Origin of the sequence: Pseudomonas sp. YuFO20 (assembly GCF_035064975.1) — a bacterium.
GTDB classification, from domain to species: domain Bacteria; phylum Pseudomonadota; class Gammaproteobacteria; order Pseudomonadales; family Pseudomonadaceae; genus Aquipseudomonas; species Aquipseudomonas putida_AE.
The window spans coordinates 20,880-37,471 of sequence record NZ_JAXDEO010000008.1 but is presented as its reverse complement, the minus strand read 5'-3'; the positions used below and the strand labels follow the sequence as shown (position 1 = coordinate 37,471).

The following is a 16,592-nucleotide window of genomic DNA, read 5'->3' as shown; positions in this document are numbered from 1 at the left end:
GGACGGCCGGGTCGTTGGGCCTGTCGGGTCAAGCCGTTACCACTTGTAGGTGGCACTGGCGACGACACTGCGTTGGTCGCCGTAGTAGCAGTAGAAACTGTCGCAAGTCGAGATGTAGTCCTTGTCGAACAGGTTGGTCGCGTTCAGCGCCAGCGAGGCACCTTTGAGGCTGTTGTCCAGGCGACCGAGGTCGTAATGAACGGCAGCGTCGAACACTGTGTAGGCGTCAGCCTTGCCCAGCTCGGTGTTGGCCTGGTCGCCGTAGGTATTGCCGGTGTAGCGAACGCCGCCGCCCACGCCGAACCCGTCCATCACGCCGTTGTGCCAGGTGTAGTCGGTCCACAGCGAAGCCTGTTGATTAGGCATCAGCTGCAGGCGGTTGCCTTTGAAAGTGCCATCCTGCACTTCGGACTTGGCCAGGGTGTAGGCCGCGATCACCTTGAGGTTTTCGGTCACGTCGGAAACGGCTTCCAGCTCCAGGCCCTTGACCTTCACTTCACCGGTCTGGCTGGTGATATTGACGCCGGCCGAATTGGTCGTGGTGACCGAAACGTTTTTCTGGGTCAAGTCGTAGATCGCCGCGCTCAGCAAGGTATCGCTGCCCGGTGGCTGGTACTTGATACCCAGTTCCCATTGTTCGCCTTCAGTCGGCTTGAACGAATCGGTCGGCGATGCGGTGGCGTTGCTGGTTGGCTGGAACGATTCGGCGTACGACAGGTACGGCACGATGCCGTTGTCGAACACGTAGCTGATCGCCGCGTTGCCGCTGAAGTTGGTATCGCGTTCGGTGTTGGTGGCATCGCCCTTGTTGAAGAACTTGGTGCCGGTGTGGACCCAGTCTTCGCGGCCGCCCAGGGTCAGGCGCCATTGGTCGAGGGCCAGCTGATCCTGGATGTAGAGGCCGGTCTGATAGGTCTTCTGGTCGTAGTCATAGAACGCGTCGGAGCGTGGTGGACGCACGATCGGCTGGCCATAAATCGGGTTGTTGACGTTGGTGGTCAGGCCATCGCCGAAGATCGAGGTGTAGTTGGTGTTGCTGCGCTGGTGATCGAGGCCGAGCAACAAGGTGTGCTGGACATCGCCGGTGGCGAAGTCGGCCTGGAAGTTGTTATCCACGGCGAACTGGCTGATGTCCTCGTCGGTCGAGGTACTGGTTCGGCCCACGTTGCCGTCGGCATCGACCTGAGTGAACGGATAGGCGCCGACGGTAAGCGCCTGGAAGGACAGGTCCGACTTGGTGTAGCGCAGGTTCTGGCGGAACTGCCAGACATCGTTCAAACGATGTTCAAAGGCGTAACCCAGTGCGTAGTAGGTGCGGTCGTAGTATTCCCAGTCCGGGTCGCCCAGGTTTTTGTGGTGGGAAATATCGCCGAGCGGTGAATGGATCCTGGTGCCCTGGATCGGCAGGAACTGGCTGGTGATCCCGGTATCGTCACGAGTGAACTGCGAGAGCAGAGTGAAGGTGGTGTCTTCGTCGATGTTCCAGGTCAGGCTGGGCGCAATGTTGTAGCGCTTGTTGTCGACGTGGTCGATCTGCGTCCCGCTGTCGCGGACCACACCGCTCAGGCCGTAGAGGAACTGCCCTTCATCGTCGATCTTGCCAGTACTGGCGAAGTTGATCTGGCGATGATTGTCGCTACCGTATTGCACCTGGATCTCGTTGCTCGATTCAGCGCTGGGACGGCGGCTGACCATGTCCAGCAGGCCGCCCGGCGGGGTCTGGCCGTAGATCGACGAAGCCGGGCCGCGCAGCAGGGCCAAGCGGTCGAGGTTCCAGGTCTCCTGTTTCGGGTTGGCGTACACGCCTTTAGGCAGTGGCAGGCCATCGAGGAACTGGGTCGGCTCGAAGCCGCGCACGCGCAACCAGTCGGCGCGGGTATCGCTGCCGTAGCTGCTGGCGGTGATGCCGGGCATGTAGCGCACGGCGTCGTCGAGGCTGTGCACGTTGCGGTCGTCCATCTGGTCGCGCGTTGCAATCGAAATCGAACGCGGCACCTCGACCAGCGCGGTGTCGGTCTTGGTCCCGGCGGCCGTGCGCTTGGCCAGATACCCCTGCACCGGGCCCCAGGCGTTTTCAGTATCTGCTTCCACGCCGATGACGCTGGTCGCCGGCAGCGCCATCACGCCCTCGGGCACCGCCACCAGGGTGTAGGTGCCGCCGCTTTGTTCCAGTTGCAGACCGGTGCCGCGCAGGGCTTCGCGCAGGGCTCCGGCAGCGTCGAACTGGCCCTGGACCGGGGCCGACGTCTTGCCGGCGGCCAGCGACGGGTTCAACGACAGCGCCAGACCCGCCTGGCTGGCGATCTGGTTTAGGGTGCTGGCCAATGGCGCGGCCGGCAGGTTGTAGGCGCGAACGCTGGACGCCTGTTCAGCGGCGATCAGTTGGCTGCTGGCCAAAGGGGTGCAAAGGGCAATGGCAAGCGCCAGCAAACCGGGGCGCAACAAGGTGTCTAGCGAACGGGACATACAGCGGCTCCTGAAAGTGAATACTTCTCAATTGCCTAGGTGCCGGACGAAAATCAAAAAGTGATAGGGCTGGATGAAAATAATTTCGATTCATCATTTGCACGGCGTCCTGCACCACCTGTCAGGGCTTGGCCGCCACCGTCACCCACCATGGCGTGTGCTGTTCGATCTGCACCGGCAGGGTCGGCAACAACGCGTTCAGGGCCAGGTTGGTATCCTTGAGTGGGAAGCTACCGGTGATCCGCAGATCAGCCACTTCCGGCGCCACACCCAGGTGACCCGGGCGATAGCGACCGATTTCACGCACCAGATCCTCCAGCCGCGCGTTGTCCACCACCAGCATGCCGCGGGTCCAGGCATCGGCGCCGAGGTTGAGCGCGGCAATCGGGCCCAGGCCGTCGCTGCGAATCAGCATTTGCTGGCCTTCGCGCAGAATCTGCTCTTCGGGACTGGATTGCGGATGGGCGGCCACCGCCGATTGCAGCACGCTCAGTCGCGTGCCTTGCTCTTCACGCTTGACCAGGAACCGCGTACCCAGGGCGCGCATGCTGCCTTCGCGGGTTTCAACGATAAACGGCCGGGCATCGCCGTGAGCGGTTTCGATCAGGATTTCGCCTTCCTGCAGGACGACCAGTCGCTGCTTCTCATCGAAACGCACGTCCACCGCACTGTGGGTGTTGAGGTTGATCAAGGTGCCATCATCCAGGCGAATGGTGCGTTGCTCCCCGGTGGCGGTGCGCTGGTCGGCCAGCCAATAGTCGATTGGCAGGTAACGCTCACCGGCAAACAGCGCCAACCCCAGCACTGCAACGACGCTGGCCAGGCCGCTGCCAAGCTTGCGCGCCCGCCGGCGAATGCCTTCGCGCGATTGCAGCAGGGCGGTGCGGGCCGGGCCGCTGGCGACGCTGAAACGCTGGTCGAGCATGCCCAGTTGACGCCAGGCGCGGGCGTGTTCTTCGTGGGCGGCGTGCCATTTGGCGAACTCTTCGCGTTCCACCGGGTTGCCGGAGTCCAGGGACAGTTGCCAGGCGATAGCGGCATCGAGCACCTGCGCCGACACCGGCTTGGAGTTGACCGGGCTCATGTTGGCTCACCGTACAAGGCGATGTAGCACTGACGGATGCCCTGGGCCAGGTATTGGCGCACCCGCGGCACCGACACCCCGAGGCGCTCGGCAATTTCCGCGTGGCCCAGGCCATCGAGACGATTGTAGAGAAACGCCGCACGGGCCTTGCTCGACAGCTTGCCCAGCAGACGATCGATGTTTTTCAGGTCTTCGAGGATCATTTGCTGTTCTTCCACCGACGGTTGTTCGGCTTCTGGAATCAGCATCAGCTCGGTGAGGTAAGCCTGTTCCAGCGCGGCGCGGCGGAAGTAGTCGAACAGCAGGCCCTTGGCAATCGCCACCAGGAACGCCCGCGGCTCGCGCGGCTCTTTGAGTTCCTCACGTCCGAGCAGGCGCACGAAGGTGTCCTGGCTCAGGTCCTCAGCCCGTTGCGGGCAGGCGACATTGCGCCGTAGCCAGGCCAATAGCCAACCGCGGTGGTCGCGATATAGCGCACCAACGAGCTCACTTTGCGGGCTTGGGACTGACGACACGCAGCATCACCGATTGGGAAGTGTTAACTAACGAGAATTGTTCGCGATTCTGTCAGAGGCGAGGAAGGTAAGCAATTGACACCGGTCGGGTAGGGGTAGGGTTTGTCGTAAGACCTTGTAGGAGCGAGCTTGCTCGCGAAAAACGTCAACGATGACGCGTTTTGCCGGTAGGACCGATGCGCCTGATGTTTTTTCGCGAGCAAGCTCGCTCCTACAGGGGGGTGTCAAAAGGAATGGGTTTGCTGCCGCCGCTTCCACTGATTCAACCGCTGCTGCAGGTTCAACGGGCTATGGATATGCTGCTGACGCGCGCGGCTGAACAGGATCAGCGCCAGTTCGGCGGTCGCCAGGGCGTCGGCGCTGGCGTTGTGACGCTCGAAGACTTCCAGCTTGAACCAGTCGATCCACTCGTCCAGACCGGCTTCGCGGATGTTGGCCTGGGGACACAGCAAAGGGGCGATATCCGCCACATCCAGGAAAGCATGCTGCAACTTGTAGCCCAGGTGATCTTTCAATGCGCGTCCCAGCATGTGCTGGTCGAACGGCGCATGAAAGGCCAGCACCGGGCTGTCGCCGACAAACTCCATGAACTCCAGTAACGCTTCGGCCGGATCGCTGCCGGCGGCAATGGCGCTGGGTCCCAGGCCGTGAATCAGCACACTGGGGCCGAGTTTGAGTTCGTCGCATTGCAACGTGCGCTCGAACTGGCGACTGAAGTCGATTGCGCCATCCTCGATGACCACGGCGCCGATGGACAGTACCCGGTCCTTGTTCATGTTCAGCCCGGTGGTTTCCAGGTCGAGCACGACCCAGCGCTGCTCGCGCAGGCTGCATTCACTCAATCCGCCCACCGTTGGCAGGCATTGAAGGCGCTGCTGCAGCTCTACGGACAAGCTTGGGCCTGCGGGGCGCAGCCATGAAAACAGGCTCATAGTTGGTACCGCAGGGTCAGGCTGCTTTGCAGGCGTTGAGCCTGGCGCAAGGATTCACGCAGGATGCGTCGATCCAGATGATTGAGGCTGTCGGGATCGACCCGGTTGGAGTAGGGCAAATTTTCCCGGGTCTGCAGCTGATGTTGTTGCATGCGGGTTTGCTGGATGAAGTGATAAGCCTCTTCGTACGCCGCGCCGTCCAGTGGCTCGATGACCTCCTTGGCCACCAGCTGGCGGAAGCGCTCTAATGTGTTGTTCGCTTCGATGCCGTGGGCCAGGGCAAGTAACCGCGCGCCGTCGACGAAGGGAGTCAGGCCCTGGATCTTCAGGTCCAGAGTGGCCTTCTCACCATTTTTGCGCGCCAGCACGAACTCACGGAAACGTCCTACGGGAGGACGATTGCGCAGTGCGTTTTCCGCCATCATGCGCTGGAACAGGCGGTTGTCGGCCACCTGGTCGAGAATCCCCCGACGCAACTGTTCGCAGCCTTGCTCGCTGCCCCAGACCACGCGCAAATCGAAGTAAATACTTGAACCCAACAGGTTCTCTGGCGTGGCCTCTCGGATAAACGCCGCAAAGCGTCGCGCCCATTCGGCCCGGGACAGGCACAGCTCGGGATTGCCGGCCATGATGTTGCCTTTGCACAGGGTGAAACCGCAGAGCGCCAAGCTCTGGTTGATCTGATGGGCGATGGGCAGCAGTTTTCCGCGAATCTCGGCGGCGTGGGCGGCGTCCTGTGCTTCGAACAGAATGCCGTTGTCCTGGTCGGTGTGCAGCGTCTGTTCGCGGCGACCTTCGCTGCCAAAACACAGCCAGCTGAACGGGATACCCGGGTCGCCTTTCTCGGCCAGGGTCAGCTCGATCACCCGGCATACGGTGTGGTCGTTGAGCAGAGTAATGATGTGGGTGATCTGGGTCGAAGACGCGCCGTGGGCCAGCATGCGCTCCACCAGTTGACCGATCTCGCCCCGCAGCAGCACCAGGTTTTCCACACGCTGGGCGCTGCGAATGGTGCGCGCCAGGTGAACCAGGTCGACCCGTTGCAGGGAAAACAGATCGCGTTCGGAGACCACGCCGCACAGGCGCTGATCCTTGACCAGGCAGACGTGGGCGATATGCCGCTCGGTCATTGCAATCGCGGCATCGAAGGCGCTGTGGTCCGGAGACAGGAAAAACGGCGACCGGGTCATATGCCGCTCGATCGCCTCGCTGAAGTCGCCGGTGCCGTTGGCCACCACATGACGCAGATCACGCAGGGTGAAAATCCCCAGCGGCGCCTTATGTTCATTGACGATCACAATGCTGCCGACCTGCTGCTCGTGCATCTGGGTCACGGCCTCACGCAGGGGTGTGATTGGGCTGCACATCACTGGATGGCGCATGGCCAATTCACCCAGGCGGGTGTTGAGAGAATATTGGGTGCCCAGGGTTTCCACGGCTTTTTGCTGGACCTGCTGATTGACCTGGTCCAGCAGGCTGCTCACACCACGCAGGGCAAAATCGCGGAAGGTGCCGGAAATGGCGAACAACTTGATGAATGCAAGTTTGTTCAGCTGCAGGCAAAAGGTGTCTTCGGCGGCGAGATGTTCGGTACGGGTCGCACGCTCCCCCAGCAACGCAGCGAGGGGGAAACACTCGCCGGTGGTGATTTCGAAAGTGGTTTCGGTGCCGCCCTTGGCCGTGTGCGGCCGTTCGCCGACGACCCGACCCTGCTTGACGATGTAAAAGTGCTCAACCGGGCCGTCCGCGGGCTTGATGATGCTCTCGCCGGGGGCATAAAAACGCAGCTGACATTGCTCGACCAGGTACGCCAGGTGCGCGTGTTCCATCTGGTTGAAGGGCGGGAAGCGCTGAAGGAATTGCAAAGTGCCCTGGATGTTCTGCAACACCGCGGTTTTCCCTGCCTGTGTGAAGGCGTCCGCTTTACTCATAACCATTACCGCAGTCTTTTTTTGAATTGTTGTTGTCGGATGACTCACCCATGGTCGACCCCTACGGTCGGGGTGCCCATTGGACGTAAGTCTAGGTAGGCCGCAAACGTGATGCAGATTCGGAAAGAACCTACCCAAACGTGAGAAAAACCTCACCTTTGCCCTATTGGAAAATTTTCCGACGGAGTGCACATTGATGGTGTGCTTAGCGATGTCTCACCACTGTGCTAGGGAATTGAATTGAACATGTAGAGAATGCCATGTCCGACCACGATATTTTGAGTGACGCCGAGCGCCAGGCGCTCAGTGACGTCATGCTGGAACCCGACCTGCCGCCGCAACGGGTGCTGATCGTCGACGACGACAAGGACGCCCGAGAGTTGTTGTCGGAGATCCTGGCATTGGACGGCATTCGTTGCATGACGGCAGCCAGTGGCGAAACCGCACTCAAGATGTTGGAAGAGAAACCCTCGATTGGCCTGGTGATCACCGACCTGCGCATGGGCCATATCGATGGCCTGGACCTGATTCGCCAGGTGCGGGAGTCTGTGCGGGCGGCGATGCCGATCATCATCGTCTCCGGCGACGCCGACGTAAAAGACGCGATAGCCGCGATGCACCTGAGCGTAGTGGACTTTCTGCTCAAGCCGATTGATGCCGACAAGTTGTTAGCGCTGGTCAAGCAAGAACTAGGAATTCAGTAACCAAACATTTGTAAGTGATAGTTGCCTCGTATCTCCTTTCAACCGTGTTTGAGTGGAGTTTGCGTTCTCCTGGGTGTAATTAAATTTTTCTCCTTGAGTTGAGACAAGTCTGCTCATAAATAGCTGGCGGTTGTTGCTCAAGTTTTCAGATATCTTCCCAAAGATTGAAGTTCGGATGACTTTTGTTGTATCCGTTTTTCAATCAACTCAGAAAAATAATAACTAATCATTACATGCCGATTTCTTAGCCCGGAAGCGACTCATTGAGTGGCGCTATTGAACAAGCGTGTTCTCATTTTGCTGAGTGATTCCATTTTTGCCTGGAAGTTAGAGTTTTCACGTGTGTGCGTGTGGATGGTTATAAGGGAACAACATGATAAAAATGGATTGGCGCGACTTGCTTTTGATTCTCGTAGTAACAGTCATGTGGGGTAGCAACTATTCGGTCATTGATATCAGCCTCGATGGAATAGACCCGTTTATGCTGACTGCCTTGCGTTTCACTTTTTGTGCATTTCCGTTGGTGTTTTTCGTTCCCAAGCCGAAAAACATCAGTGCTTCAACCCTCGCGCTATACGGTTTGTTGTTCGGGGTCGGAATGTGTTGGTTGATGAACTACGGAATGTTTCTCGGTGTCAGTGCTGGTGTGACTTCTTTGCTCCTGCAATTCAGTGCCTTTTTTACGGTCATATGGGGAGTGATGTTATTCGGCGAAAAAATGTCGGCCATTCAGGTAGCAGGTATTCTCCTGGCATTGGTCGGGCTGATGTTCATCATTCATATGACCGAATCGCATGACCAGAGCCAAGGTCTGTTCCTGATACTACTGGCAGCCTTTTGCTGGAGTCTTTGCAATGTACTGATCAAGAAAAGCAAGGTCGTCGACATCTTTTCCTTCGTCGTCTGGTCGAGCCTGTATGCAATTGCGCCGCTGTACCTGATGACTTATTGGGTGAAGGGGGCTGAGCCCTTTGAGGCGTTGTTGACGGACTTGAATACGTCGGTGTTGTTGTCCATCCTGTTCCAGGCGTACGTGGCGACCATTTTCGGTTATTGGGCGTGGAACCGCTTGATCAGGAAGTATCCGGCGAGCCAGGTTGCCCCGTTGTCTGTCATCGTTCCGGTATCCGGTATCCTGACTTCATGGTATGTGCTCGATGAACCCATTGAAGGCGTAAAACTATTTGCCCTCGTGCTTACGGTCCTGGGTATTGCCATATTCATGTTTGCACCAAGAATTGCGAACTACATCGCTGAAAGCGCCTTACGGCTCAGGAAATAACGGGGCAAAAACAATAATCCCCCGGTCGTCAGGCCGGGGGATTGTTGTCGAGCAACTATATTTTACAGCACGTTCCTGGCCTTGAACTCGCGACGACGACGGTGCAGAACCGGCTCGGTATAGCCGTTCGGCTGCTTGGTACCTTCCACCACCAGTTCGACCGCCGCCTGGAAGGCGATGTTGCTGTCGAAGTTCGGTGCCAGCGGACGGTACAGCGCATCACCGGCGTTCTGACGATCCACCACCGGCGCCATGCGCTTGAGGCTTTCCATCACTTGCTCTTCGGTGACGATGCCATGGCGCAGCCAGTTGGCGATGTGCTGGCTGGAAATACGCAGCGTGGCACGGTCTTCCATCAGGCCGACGTCATTGATGTCCGGCACCTTCGAGCAACCAACACCCTGGTCGATCCAGCGCACCACATAACCCAGGATGCCCTGGCTATTGTTGTCCAGTTCGTTCTGGATCTGTTCGGCGGTCCACTGCGGGTTCACGGCCAGCGGGATGGTCAGGATGTCGTCCACCGACGCATGGGCACGCTTGGCCAGTTCGGCCTGACGGGCGAACACGTCGACCTTGTGGTAGTGCAGCGCGTGCAACGCAGCGGCGGTCGGCGAAGGTACCCACGCGGTGTTGGCACCGGCCAATGGGTGAGCGATTTTCTGTTCCAGCATCGCTGCCATCAGGTCCGGCATGGCCCACATGCCTTTACCGATCTGCGCGCGACCTTGCAGGCCGGTGCTCAAGCCGATATCGACGTTGGAGTTCTCGTAGGCGCCGATCCATTTTTCCGCCTTCATGTCAGCCTTGCGCACCATCGGGCCGGCTTCCATGGAGGTGTGGATTTCATCGCCCGTGCGGTCAAGGAAGCCGGTATTGATGAACACCACGCGCTCGCTGGCGGCCTTGATGCAGGCCTTGAGGTTGACCGTGGTACGGCGTTCCTCGTCCATGATGCCGACTTTCAGGGTGTTGCGCGCCAAGCCCAGCACGTCTTCGATGCGCCCGAACAGCTCGTTGGTGAACGCCGCTTCTTCAGGACCGTGCATCTTCGGCTTCACGATGTAGACGGAGCCGGTGCGGGTGTTTTTGCGCGAAGTGTTGCCGTTGAGGTTGTGCATCGCCGCCAGGCAAGTCACCAGGCCATCGAGGATGCCCTCAGGCACTTCGTTGCCGTCTTTATCGAGGATCGCGTCGATGGTCATCAGGTGACCGACGTTGCGCACGAACAACAACGAACGACCGTGCAGGTTCACCGCGTTACCGTCGACACCGGTGTAGGTGCGGTCGGCGTTCATGGTACGGGTAAACGTCTTGCCGCCCTTGGCGACTTCTTCCGACAGGTCGCCCTTCATCAGGCCGAGCCAGTTGCGGTAGATCACCACCTTGTCATCGGCGTCGACGGCGGCGACCGAGTCTTCGCAGTCCATGATGGTGGTCAGCGCGGCTTCCATCAGGATGTCTTTGACACCCGCTGCGTCGGTCTGGCCGACCGGGGTACTGGCATCAACCTGGATTTCGAAGTGCAGGCCGTTGTTTTTCAGCAGGATCGCGGTGGGTGCCGAGGCATCGCCCTGGAAACCGATCAGCTGGGCATCGTTGCGCAGGCCGCTGTTGCTGCCGCCTTTGAGGGCGACCACCAGTTTGCCGTCAACGATGTTGTAGTGCGTGGAATCGACGTGGGAGCCGGCCGCCAAGGGCGCCGCTTCGTCGAGGAAGGCGCGGGCGAAGGCGATGACCTTGTCGCCGCGAACCTTGTTGTAGCCTTTGCCTTTCTCCGCGCCGTCAGCTTCGCTGATGGCGTCGGTGCCGTAGAGCGCGTCATACAGCGAACCCCAGCGGGCGTTCGAGGCGTTGAGCGCGAAGCGGGCATTCATCACCGGCACCACGAGTTGTGGACCGGCCATGCGGGCGATTTCTTCATCGACGTTTTGCGTCGTTACCTGGAAATCGGCCGCTTCTGGCAGCAGATAACCGATGTCTTGCAGGAAGGCTTTATAAGCCACGGCATCGTGCGCCTGGCCGGCGCGTTCCTGGTGCCAGGAATCGATACGAGCCTGGAAATCATCGCGTTTGGCGAGTAGGGCTTTGTTCTTCGGCGCCAGGTCATGAATGACCTTGTCGGCACCGGCCCAGAACTTATCGGCGGTGAGGCCGGTACCGGGAATGGCTTCGTTGTTCACGAAGTCGAACAGGACTTTGGCGACCTGCAGGCCACCGACTTGAACGTGTTCAGTCATTGCTTGCCTCACTCTGCTCAGCTATTTCGCTTTTCAGCTCTTCAATTTAACAATGAAGCCTCTGGCCATTTAAACCACAAACCCTGCGACCAGTACATGCCATTTCTGACGGCTGGGTGGGGACCAATCAACGGCTTTAGGGCCTTGCTGACAGGGCTTTCAGGGATGCGACTGCGCCTGTGGCGGACATCGATCCAACGTTATGTAGTGCGCGCAGCGGCATACTACATGATGAGTTGCGGTTGTGAAAATTAGACTAATTACGTCGTTCTGCGACCCCATGACGCATTGCAGTCACGTCGCGGATCGGGATGTTCTCAAAAAACCATGAGATTGTTCCAGTTAAATATAAAAAGTTGTACACGATTTGTGGCTGGGCGGCAGATCGATGGTGCATCGCTTCGCTGGCAAGCCAGCTCCTACAGGCGACGGCGTCAGTCGATTCAGCACAGCAACCACCCTTGCCTATACTTCTCTTTCAATAACAAAAGAGGGCTGCGCCATGGACCACCTCGTACTCACTGTTTTTGCACCGGACAAGCCTGGGCAGGTCGAGCGCATTGCCCAATGCATCGCCGAGCAGGGCGGCAACTGGCTGGAAAGCCGCATGTCACGCATGGCTGGGCAATTCGCCGGGATTCTTCGGGTCGGGGTGCCTGCGGAAGCCTACGATTCACTGGTCGATGCCTTGCAAGGGCTGTCGGCCCATGGCATTCGCGTATTGATCGCCGAAAGCGGTATCGAACAGTCGTGCACCTGGAAACCGATCGCCATGGAACTGGTGGGCAATGACCGGCCGGGGATCGTGCGCGACATCACGCGCTTGCTCAGTGAACAGGGGGTCAACCTGGAACGACTGGTGACCGAAGTGCGTCCGGCGCCCATGAGCAGCGAGCCGCTGTTCCACGCCGAAGCGATACTGGCGGTGCCGTTGACGCTGTCCCTGGACGTGCTGCAATCGCGCCTGGAAACCCTGGCGGACGATCTGATGGTGGAATTGGTACTGCGCAGTGAGCCTTGATCGGGTTATCCAGATTAAACGTGCACCTGCCTGTGGATAACCTGTAGAGACAGCCCGCCAGGCCACGGCGGACGTGGCTTATCAAAGATTGATCAAAAAACCAGCAGTTTCAGCAACTTGCGCACAAACGGCGGGGATCACGCTGTGGATAACCTTGGGAAGGATCGGTGCAGGCCACGGAGAACGTGGCCTGCAGAGGTTTGTGCGTTTTTTGATCAGCTGCGCCGACGCAGGCTGAACCAGGCATCGATGCTGTAAACCGCCAGGCCGGCCCAGATGAAGATGAACGCCACCAGCGTACTGGACGACAAGTGCTCGCCAAACAGCAGGACGGCTTGCAGCAGCACCAGGGTCGGCGCCAGGTATTGGAGGAATCCAAGTGTCGTGTAGGGCAGATGCCGCGCGGCGGCGTTGAAACAGACCAACGGCACCAGCGTCACCGGGCCGGCAGCCACCAGCCACCAGGCTTCGGAGGTGGTCCAGAATTCAGCCTGGGCGCTGCTGGCGGTTGGATTGAGCAGCAACCAGGCCAGCGCGATCGGCACCAGCATCCAGGTTTCGACCACCAACCCCGGGAGCGCCTTGACCGGCGCCTGCTTGCGAATCAGCCCGTAGAAACCGAAGGTCAATGCCAGCACCAGCGACACCCAGGGCAGGCTGCCGACTTGCCAGACCTGTTGCGCCACGCCAACCGCCGCCAGCCCCACAGCAATCCATTGCATGCGGCGCAGCCGTTCGCCGAGGATCAGCATCCCCAACAGCACGTTCACCAAGGGGTTGATGTAGTAACCGAGGCTGGCCTCCAGCATGCGCCCGTTGTTCACCGACCACACATAGGTGAGCCAGTTGGCGGCGATCAGCGTGCCGCTCAGGGCCAGGATCGCCAGCCGGCGCGGATTCTCCCGCAGTTCGCGCCACCAGCCCGGGTGTTTCCAGACCATCAGCAGCAAGGCGCCGAACAGCGCCGACCAGAGCACGCGATGGATGATGATCTCCACGGCGGGCACGCTGGCGATGGCTTTGAAATAGAGCGGGAAAAGTCCCCAGATGATGTAGGCACTCAGGCCCAGGATGTACCCGCGACGCGGGTTGGCGGCTTGCATGCAGAATCCTTGCTTAGGCAGCTAACAAAGAGGGGATTGTAAGGAGATTTGTCTACGAATGTCCTGCCTGAATAGGTTGGGCAATTGTGAACACAGAACAAATGTGGGAGCGGGCTTGCTCGCGAATGCGCAGTGTCAGCAAACTTGATGTCGACTGACACACCGCATTCGCGAGCAAGCCCGCTCCCACAGTGAATTTGTGTTTCTCAGAAGAGTTTCAGCGGCTCTTCATTGAGCGCCGCCAGCTGCTCGCGCAACGCCAACACCTGATCTCCCCAATACCGCTCCGTACCAAACCACGGAAAACTGCGCGGAAACGCCGGGTCGTCCCAACGCCGTGCGAGCCAGGCGCTGTAGTGCATGAGGCGCAATGCGCGCAGGGGTTCGATCAGCGCCAGTTCCCGGGGATTGAAGTCGTGGAATTCGTTGTAGCCGTCCATCAGTTCTGACAACTGACCCAGGCAGTCCTGACGATCGCCGGCCAGCATCATCCAGATGTCCTGTACCGCCGGTCCCATGCGGCAGTCGTCCAGGTCGACGATGTGGAACATCTCGTCGCGGCACATCATGTTGCCGGGGTGGCAGTCGCCGTGCATGCGGATGTTCTGGTGCGGCGTATTGCTGTAGGCATCTTCCACACGCTTGAGCAAATCGCGGGCCACGGACTCGTAGGCCGGCAGCAGGCTGCGGGGGATGAAATTGCCTTCGAGCAAGGTCGTCAGCGAGTCATGGCCGAAGTTTTTCACCGCCAGCGCCTCTCGGTGCTCGAACGGCTTGGTCGAGCCCACCGCATGCAGGCGGCCGAGCAGTTGTCCCAGGCGATACAGCTGATCGAGGTTGCCGGGTTCCGGCGCGCGGCCGCCGCGGCGGGGGAACAGGGTGAAACGAAAGCCATTGTGTTCGTGCAGGGTTTCACCGTTGTGGATCATCGGCGCGACGACCGGCACCTCGACCCCGGCGAGTTCGAAGGTGAACTGGTGTTCTTCAAGGATCGCTTCGTTGGTCCAGCGCTGTGGGCGGTAGAACTTGGCGATCAGTGGCTCGGCGTCTTCGATGCCGACCTGGTAGACACGGTTTTCGTAGCTGTTGAGCGCCAGAATGCGGGCATCGCTGAGAAAACCGATGCTTTCGACGGCATCGAGCACGAGGTCTGGGGTGAGCGTTTCAAACGGGTGGGCCATGCTGACTCCTGCGCGCAGCAGGCTGCTGCGTCCGGCCAGGCATGGTAGCGCAGACAGACATGGATAGGTTGTGACTGTGCTGACGCCTTCGCTGGCAAGCCAGCTCCTACAGGTCATGCGCCATTTTTGAAATCGCGCATGACTTTGTAGCTGGCTTGCCAGCGAAGAGGCCCTGTCAGGCGCCGACGACCCCGCCATCCTCCCGGGTGATCACCATCACCGAAGACCGCGGCTTGCCGTTCGGCAGGTGCTCAGGGAAGGTCGAACCACCGTTCTCCCCCGGATGCTGGATCCCGACAAACAACGTCTTCTGGTCCGGCGAAAAACTGATGCCCGTCACTTCGCAGCCAATCGGCCCGACCATGAACCGACGAATTTCCCCGGTCGCAGGGTCGGCGCAGAGCATCTGGTTGTTGCCCATGCCGGCGAAATCACCGGCATTGCTCGAATCGCCATCGGTTTGTATCCACAGCCGACCGGCCTTATCGAACGCCAACCCATCCGGGCTGTTGAACATGTTCTGCGGGGTGATGTTCGACGAACCGCCCTTCGGCGTGCCGGCATGCACTTGCGGGTTGCCGGCGACCACGAAGAGATCCCAGGCAAAGGTGTTCGAGGCGTGGTCATCGCGGTCGGTGCGCCAGCGCAGGATCTGCCCGTAGACATTCTTTTCGCGCGGGTTCGGCCCGCCCACCGGTTGCCCCTCTTCGCCGCGTTTGGCGTTGTTGGTCAGGGTGCAGTAAACCTGACCGTCCGTGGGGCTGACGACGATCCATTCCGGACGGTCCATGCGCGTGGCCTTCACCACGCTGGCCGCCAGACGGGCATGAATCAACACCTCGCCTTGGTCGGCAAAACCGCTGCTGGCGTCGATGCCGTTTTTGCCGTGGGTCAGTTCGATCCATTCACCCTGGCCTTTGGGGTGATCGGCATTGCCGTCGCCTGCGTCGAAACGGGCCACGTACAGGGTGCCGTGGTCCAGCAGGTCGCGGTTGGCCTTGGGGTTCTTGTGGTTGATCTTGTCGCGGCTGACGAACTTGTAGATGAACTCGCCGCGCTCGTCGTCGCCCATGTACACCACGGCGTGGCCGTCCCTGGTTTCAGCCAGGGCGGCGTTTTCGTGTTTGAAGCGGCCCAGTGCGGTGCGCTTGACCGGGGTCGATTTCGGGTCAAACGGGTCGATCTCGACCACCCAGCCGTGGCGGTTGAGTTCGTTGGGATTGTTCGCCAGGTCGAAGCGCGAATCGTGTTGATGCCAGTTGATGTCTTTGCTGGTCGCCACCACGCCGTAGCGTTTCTGCGCGGCGTCGAATTTCTGCTCGGCATTGGTGCTGCCAAAGCAATCGGTGAAGTTCTCTTCACAGGTCAGGTAGGTGCCCCACGGCGTCTTGCCGTTGGCGCAGTTCTGGAACGTGCCGAGGACGGTCTTGCCTTGCGCATCGGCATTGGTTTTCAGCAGTGCGTGACCGGCAGCCGGGCCGCTCAGGCTGATCGGCGAATTGCCGTGGATGCGCCGGTTGTAGGGCGAGCCCTGGACGAACTGCCAATGACCCTCCTTGCGCTGCACTTCGATCACCGACACGCCTTCGCAGGCCAGGGCCTTGTGCACTTCCTGCGCTGATTGCGGCATGCCCGCGTGGGGGTAGAGGTAGCGGTAGTTGGTGTATTCGTTGTTGATCGCCATCAGCGCCCGGTTGTTGTCATCGGGGAAGGCGAACAGGCTCATGCCGTCGTTGTTGTCGCCGAACTGGACTTCCTGATGCTCGGCGCTGCCGTTGCCACTCGCGTCGAAGGCCGGGCCGTTGTTCTGCAGGGGCTGACCCCAGCTGATCAGTACCGAAGACTTGTAGCCGGGTGGCAGGCTGATCGCGTCGCTGGTCGCGGCGGGGATGCTCTCGAAACCCAGCAACCGGCTGGTGCCGGCGCTGACACTGGCGGCCAGTGCGCTGCGGCTCAGCAGGTTGCCGCCGAGGAACATGGCGGCACCGCACAAGGCGCCTGCGCTGATGAAACCACGGCGGCTGAGGCCGACCATCTGTTCGAGGTCGGTGGGTTGGTTGTCTTCTAATAGGCTCACATCAGGCTCCCTGCGATTTTTGCAGTCACCTTAATGGCGGATGATGACGCTTTTGT

General features: G+C 59.8%; 12 protein-coding genes. 3 read left to right on the top strand and 9 right to left on the bottom strand.

What is annotated here, in order from left to right; genetic code table 11:
• Positions 1–36: 36 nt before the first annotated feature.
• From SOP85_RS06485 to SOP85_RS06465, 5 genes are all read right to left on the bottom strand, one after another.
• A complete protein-coding gene (locus SOP85_RS06485; RefSeq protein WP_323626439.1) occupies positions 37–2,466 on the bottom strand; it encodes a TonB-dependent siderophore receptor in 2,430 nt (809 codons plus the stop codon).
• Between the two features lie 121 nt (positions 2,467–2,587).
• Entirely contained in the window at positions 2,588–3,550 is a 963-nt protein-coding gene (locus SOP85_RS06480; protein ID WP_323626438.1) for a FecR family protein, read from the bottom strand.
• The gene (locus tag SOP85_RS06475) at positions 3,547–4,065 is read right to left on the bottom strand and encodes an RNA polymerase sigma factor (RefSeq protein ID WP_032831242.1); all 519 of its coding nucleotides are present in this window, start codon (positions 4,063–4,065) and stop codon (positions 3,547–3,549) included. Before SOP85_RS06475 ends, SOP85_RS06480 begins: the two co-directional genes overlap by 4 nt.
• A 224-nt stretch (positions 4,066–4,289) precedes the next feature.
• On the bottom strand, positions 4,290–4,997 hold the full coding sequence (locus SOP85_RS06470; protein WP_323606572.1) for a 3'-5' exonuclease: 708 nt from the start codon (positions 4,995–4,997) through the stop codon (positions 4,290–4,292).
• A complete protein-coding gene (locus tag SOP85_RS06465; RefSeq protein WP_274075545.1) occupies positions 4,994–6,934 on the bottom strand; it encodes a putative nucleotidyltransferase substrate binding domain-containing protein in 1,941 nt (646 codons plus the stop codon). Before SOP85_RS06465 ends, SOP85_RS06470 begins: the two co-directional genes overlap by 4 nt.
• Before the next feature lie 254 nt (positions 6,935–7,188).
• Between SOP85_RS06465 and SOP85_RS06460 the strand changes: the two genes are divergently transcribed.
• Entirely contained in the window at positions 7,189–7,632 is a 444-nt protein-coding gene (locus SOP85_RS06460) for a response regulator (RefSeq protein ID WP_323606571.1), read from the top strand.
• A 373-nt stretch (positions 7,633–8,005) separates the two neighbouring features.
• Positions 8,006–8,914, top strand: a complete 909-nt coding sequence (locus SOP85_RS06455; protein ID WP_274075543.1) for an EamA family transporter — start codon at positions 8,006–8,008, stop codon at positions 8,912–8,914.
• 62 nt (positions 8,915–8,976) lie between these two features.
• Here the strand turns inward: SOP85_RS06455 and SOP85_RS06450 are convergent, their stop codons facing one another.
• Positions 8,977–11,154, bottom strand: coding sequence for a malate synthase G (locus SOP85_RS06450; RefSeq protein WP_323626437.1), 2,178 nt, complete (start codon positions 11,152–11,154; stop codon positions 8,977–8,979).
• A 502-nt stretch (positions 11,155–11,656) separates the two neighbouring features.
• Between SOP85_RS06450 and SOP85_RS06445 the strand changes: the two genes are divergently transcribed.
• Complete coding sequence (locus SOP85_RS06445) at positions 11,657–12,175, top strand: glycine cleavage system protein R (protein WP_274075541.1); 519 nt, start codon at positions 11,657–11,659, stop codon at positions 12,173–12,175.
• 215 nt (positions 12,176–12,390) lie between these two features.
• Here SOP85_RS06445 and rarD read toward each other — a convergent pair whose 3' ends face one another.
• The 3 genes from rarD to SOP85_RS06430 all read right to left on the bottom strand — a co-directional run bounded on the left by rarD (position 12,391) and on the right by SOP85_RS06430 (position 16,536).
• Entirely contained in the window at positions 12,391–13,278 is an 888-nt protein-coding gene (gene rarD / locus SOP85_RS06440; protein WP_323606569.1) for an EamA family transporter RarD, read from the bottom strand.
• A gap of 206 nt (positions 13,279–13,484) precedes the next feature.
• On the bottom strand, positions 13,485–14,459 hold the full coding sequence (locus SOP85_RS06435) for a serine/threonine protein kinase (protein ID WP_323626436.1): 975 nt from the start codon (positions 14,457–14,459) through the stop codon (positions 13,485–13,487).
• Between the two features lie 175 nt (positions 14,460–14,634).
• On the bottom strand, positions 14,635–16,536 hold the full coding sequence (locus SOP85_RS06430; protein WP_323626435.1) for a PhoX family protein: 1,902 nt from the start codon (positions 16,534–16,536) through the stop codon (positions 14,635–14,637).
• Positions 16,537–16,592: the final 56 nt, after the last annotated feature.

Coding starts and splice junctions, on each gene's coding strand:
- SOP85_RS06435 (WP_323626436.1), bottom strand. CDS start 14,459: ATGGCCCACCCGTTTGAAACGCTCACCCCAGACCTCGTGCTCGATGCC.
- SOP85_RS06485 (WP_323626439.1), bottom strand. CDS start 2,466: ATGTCCCGTTCGCTAGACACCTTGTTGCGCCCCGGTTTGCTGGCGCTT.
- SOP85_RS06480 (WP_323626438.1), bottom strand. CDS start 3,550: ATGAGCCCGGTCAACTCCAAGCCGGTGTCGGCGCAGGTGCTCGATGCC.
- SOP85_RS06455 (WP_274075543.1), top strand. CDS start 8,006: ATGATAAAAATGGATTGGCGCGACTTGCTTTTGATTCTCGTAGTAACA.
- SOP85_RS06470 (WP_323606572.1), bottom strand. CDS start 4,997: ATGAGCCTGTTTTCATGGCTGCGCCCCGCAGGCCCAAGCTTGTCCGTA.
- SOP85_RS06460 (WP_323606571.1), top strand. CDS start 7,189: ATGTCCGACCACGATATTTTGAGTGACGCCGAGCGCCAGGCGCTCAGT.
- SOP85_RS06465 (WP_274075545.1), bottom strand. CDS start 6,934: ATGGTTATGAGTAAAGCGGACGCCTTCACACAGGCAGGGAAAACCGCG.
- rarD (WP_323606569.1), bottom strand. CDS start 13,278: ATGCAAGCCGCCAACCCGCGTCGCGGGTACATCCTGGGCCTGAGTGCC.
- SOP85_RS06450 (WP_323626437.1), bottom strand. CDS start 11,154: ATGACTGAACACGTTCAAGTCGGTGGCCTGCAGGTCGCCAAAGTCCTG.
- SOP85_RS06445 (WP_274075541.1), top strand. CDS start 11,657: ATGGACCACCTCGTACTCACTGTTTTTGCACCGGACAAGCCTGGGCAG.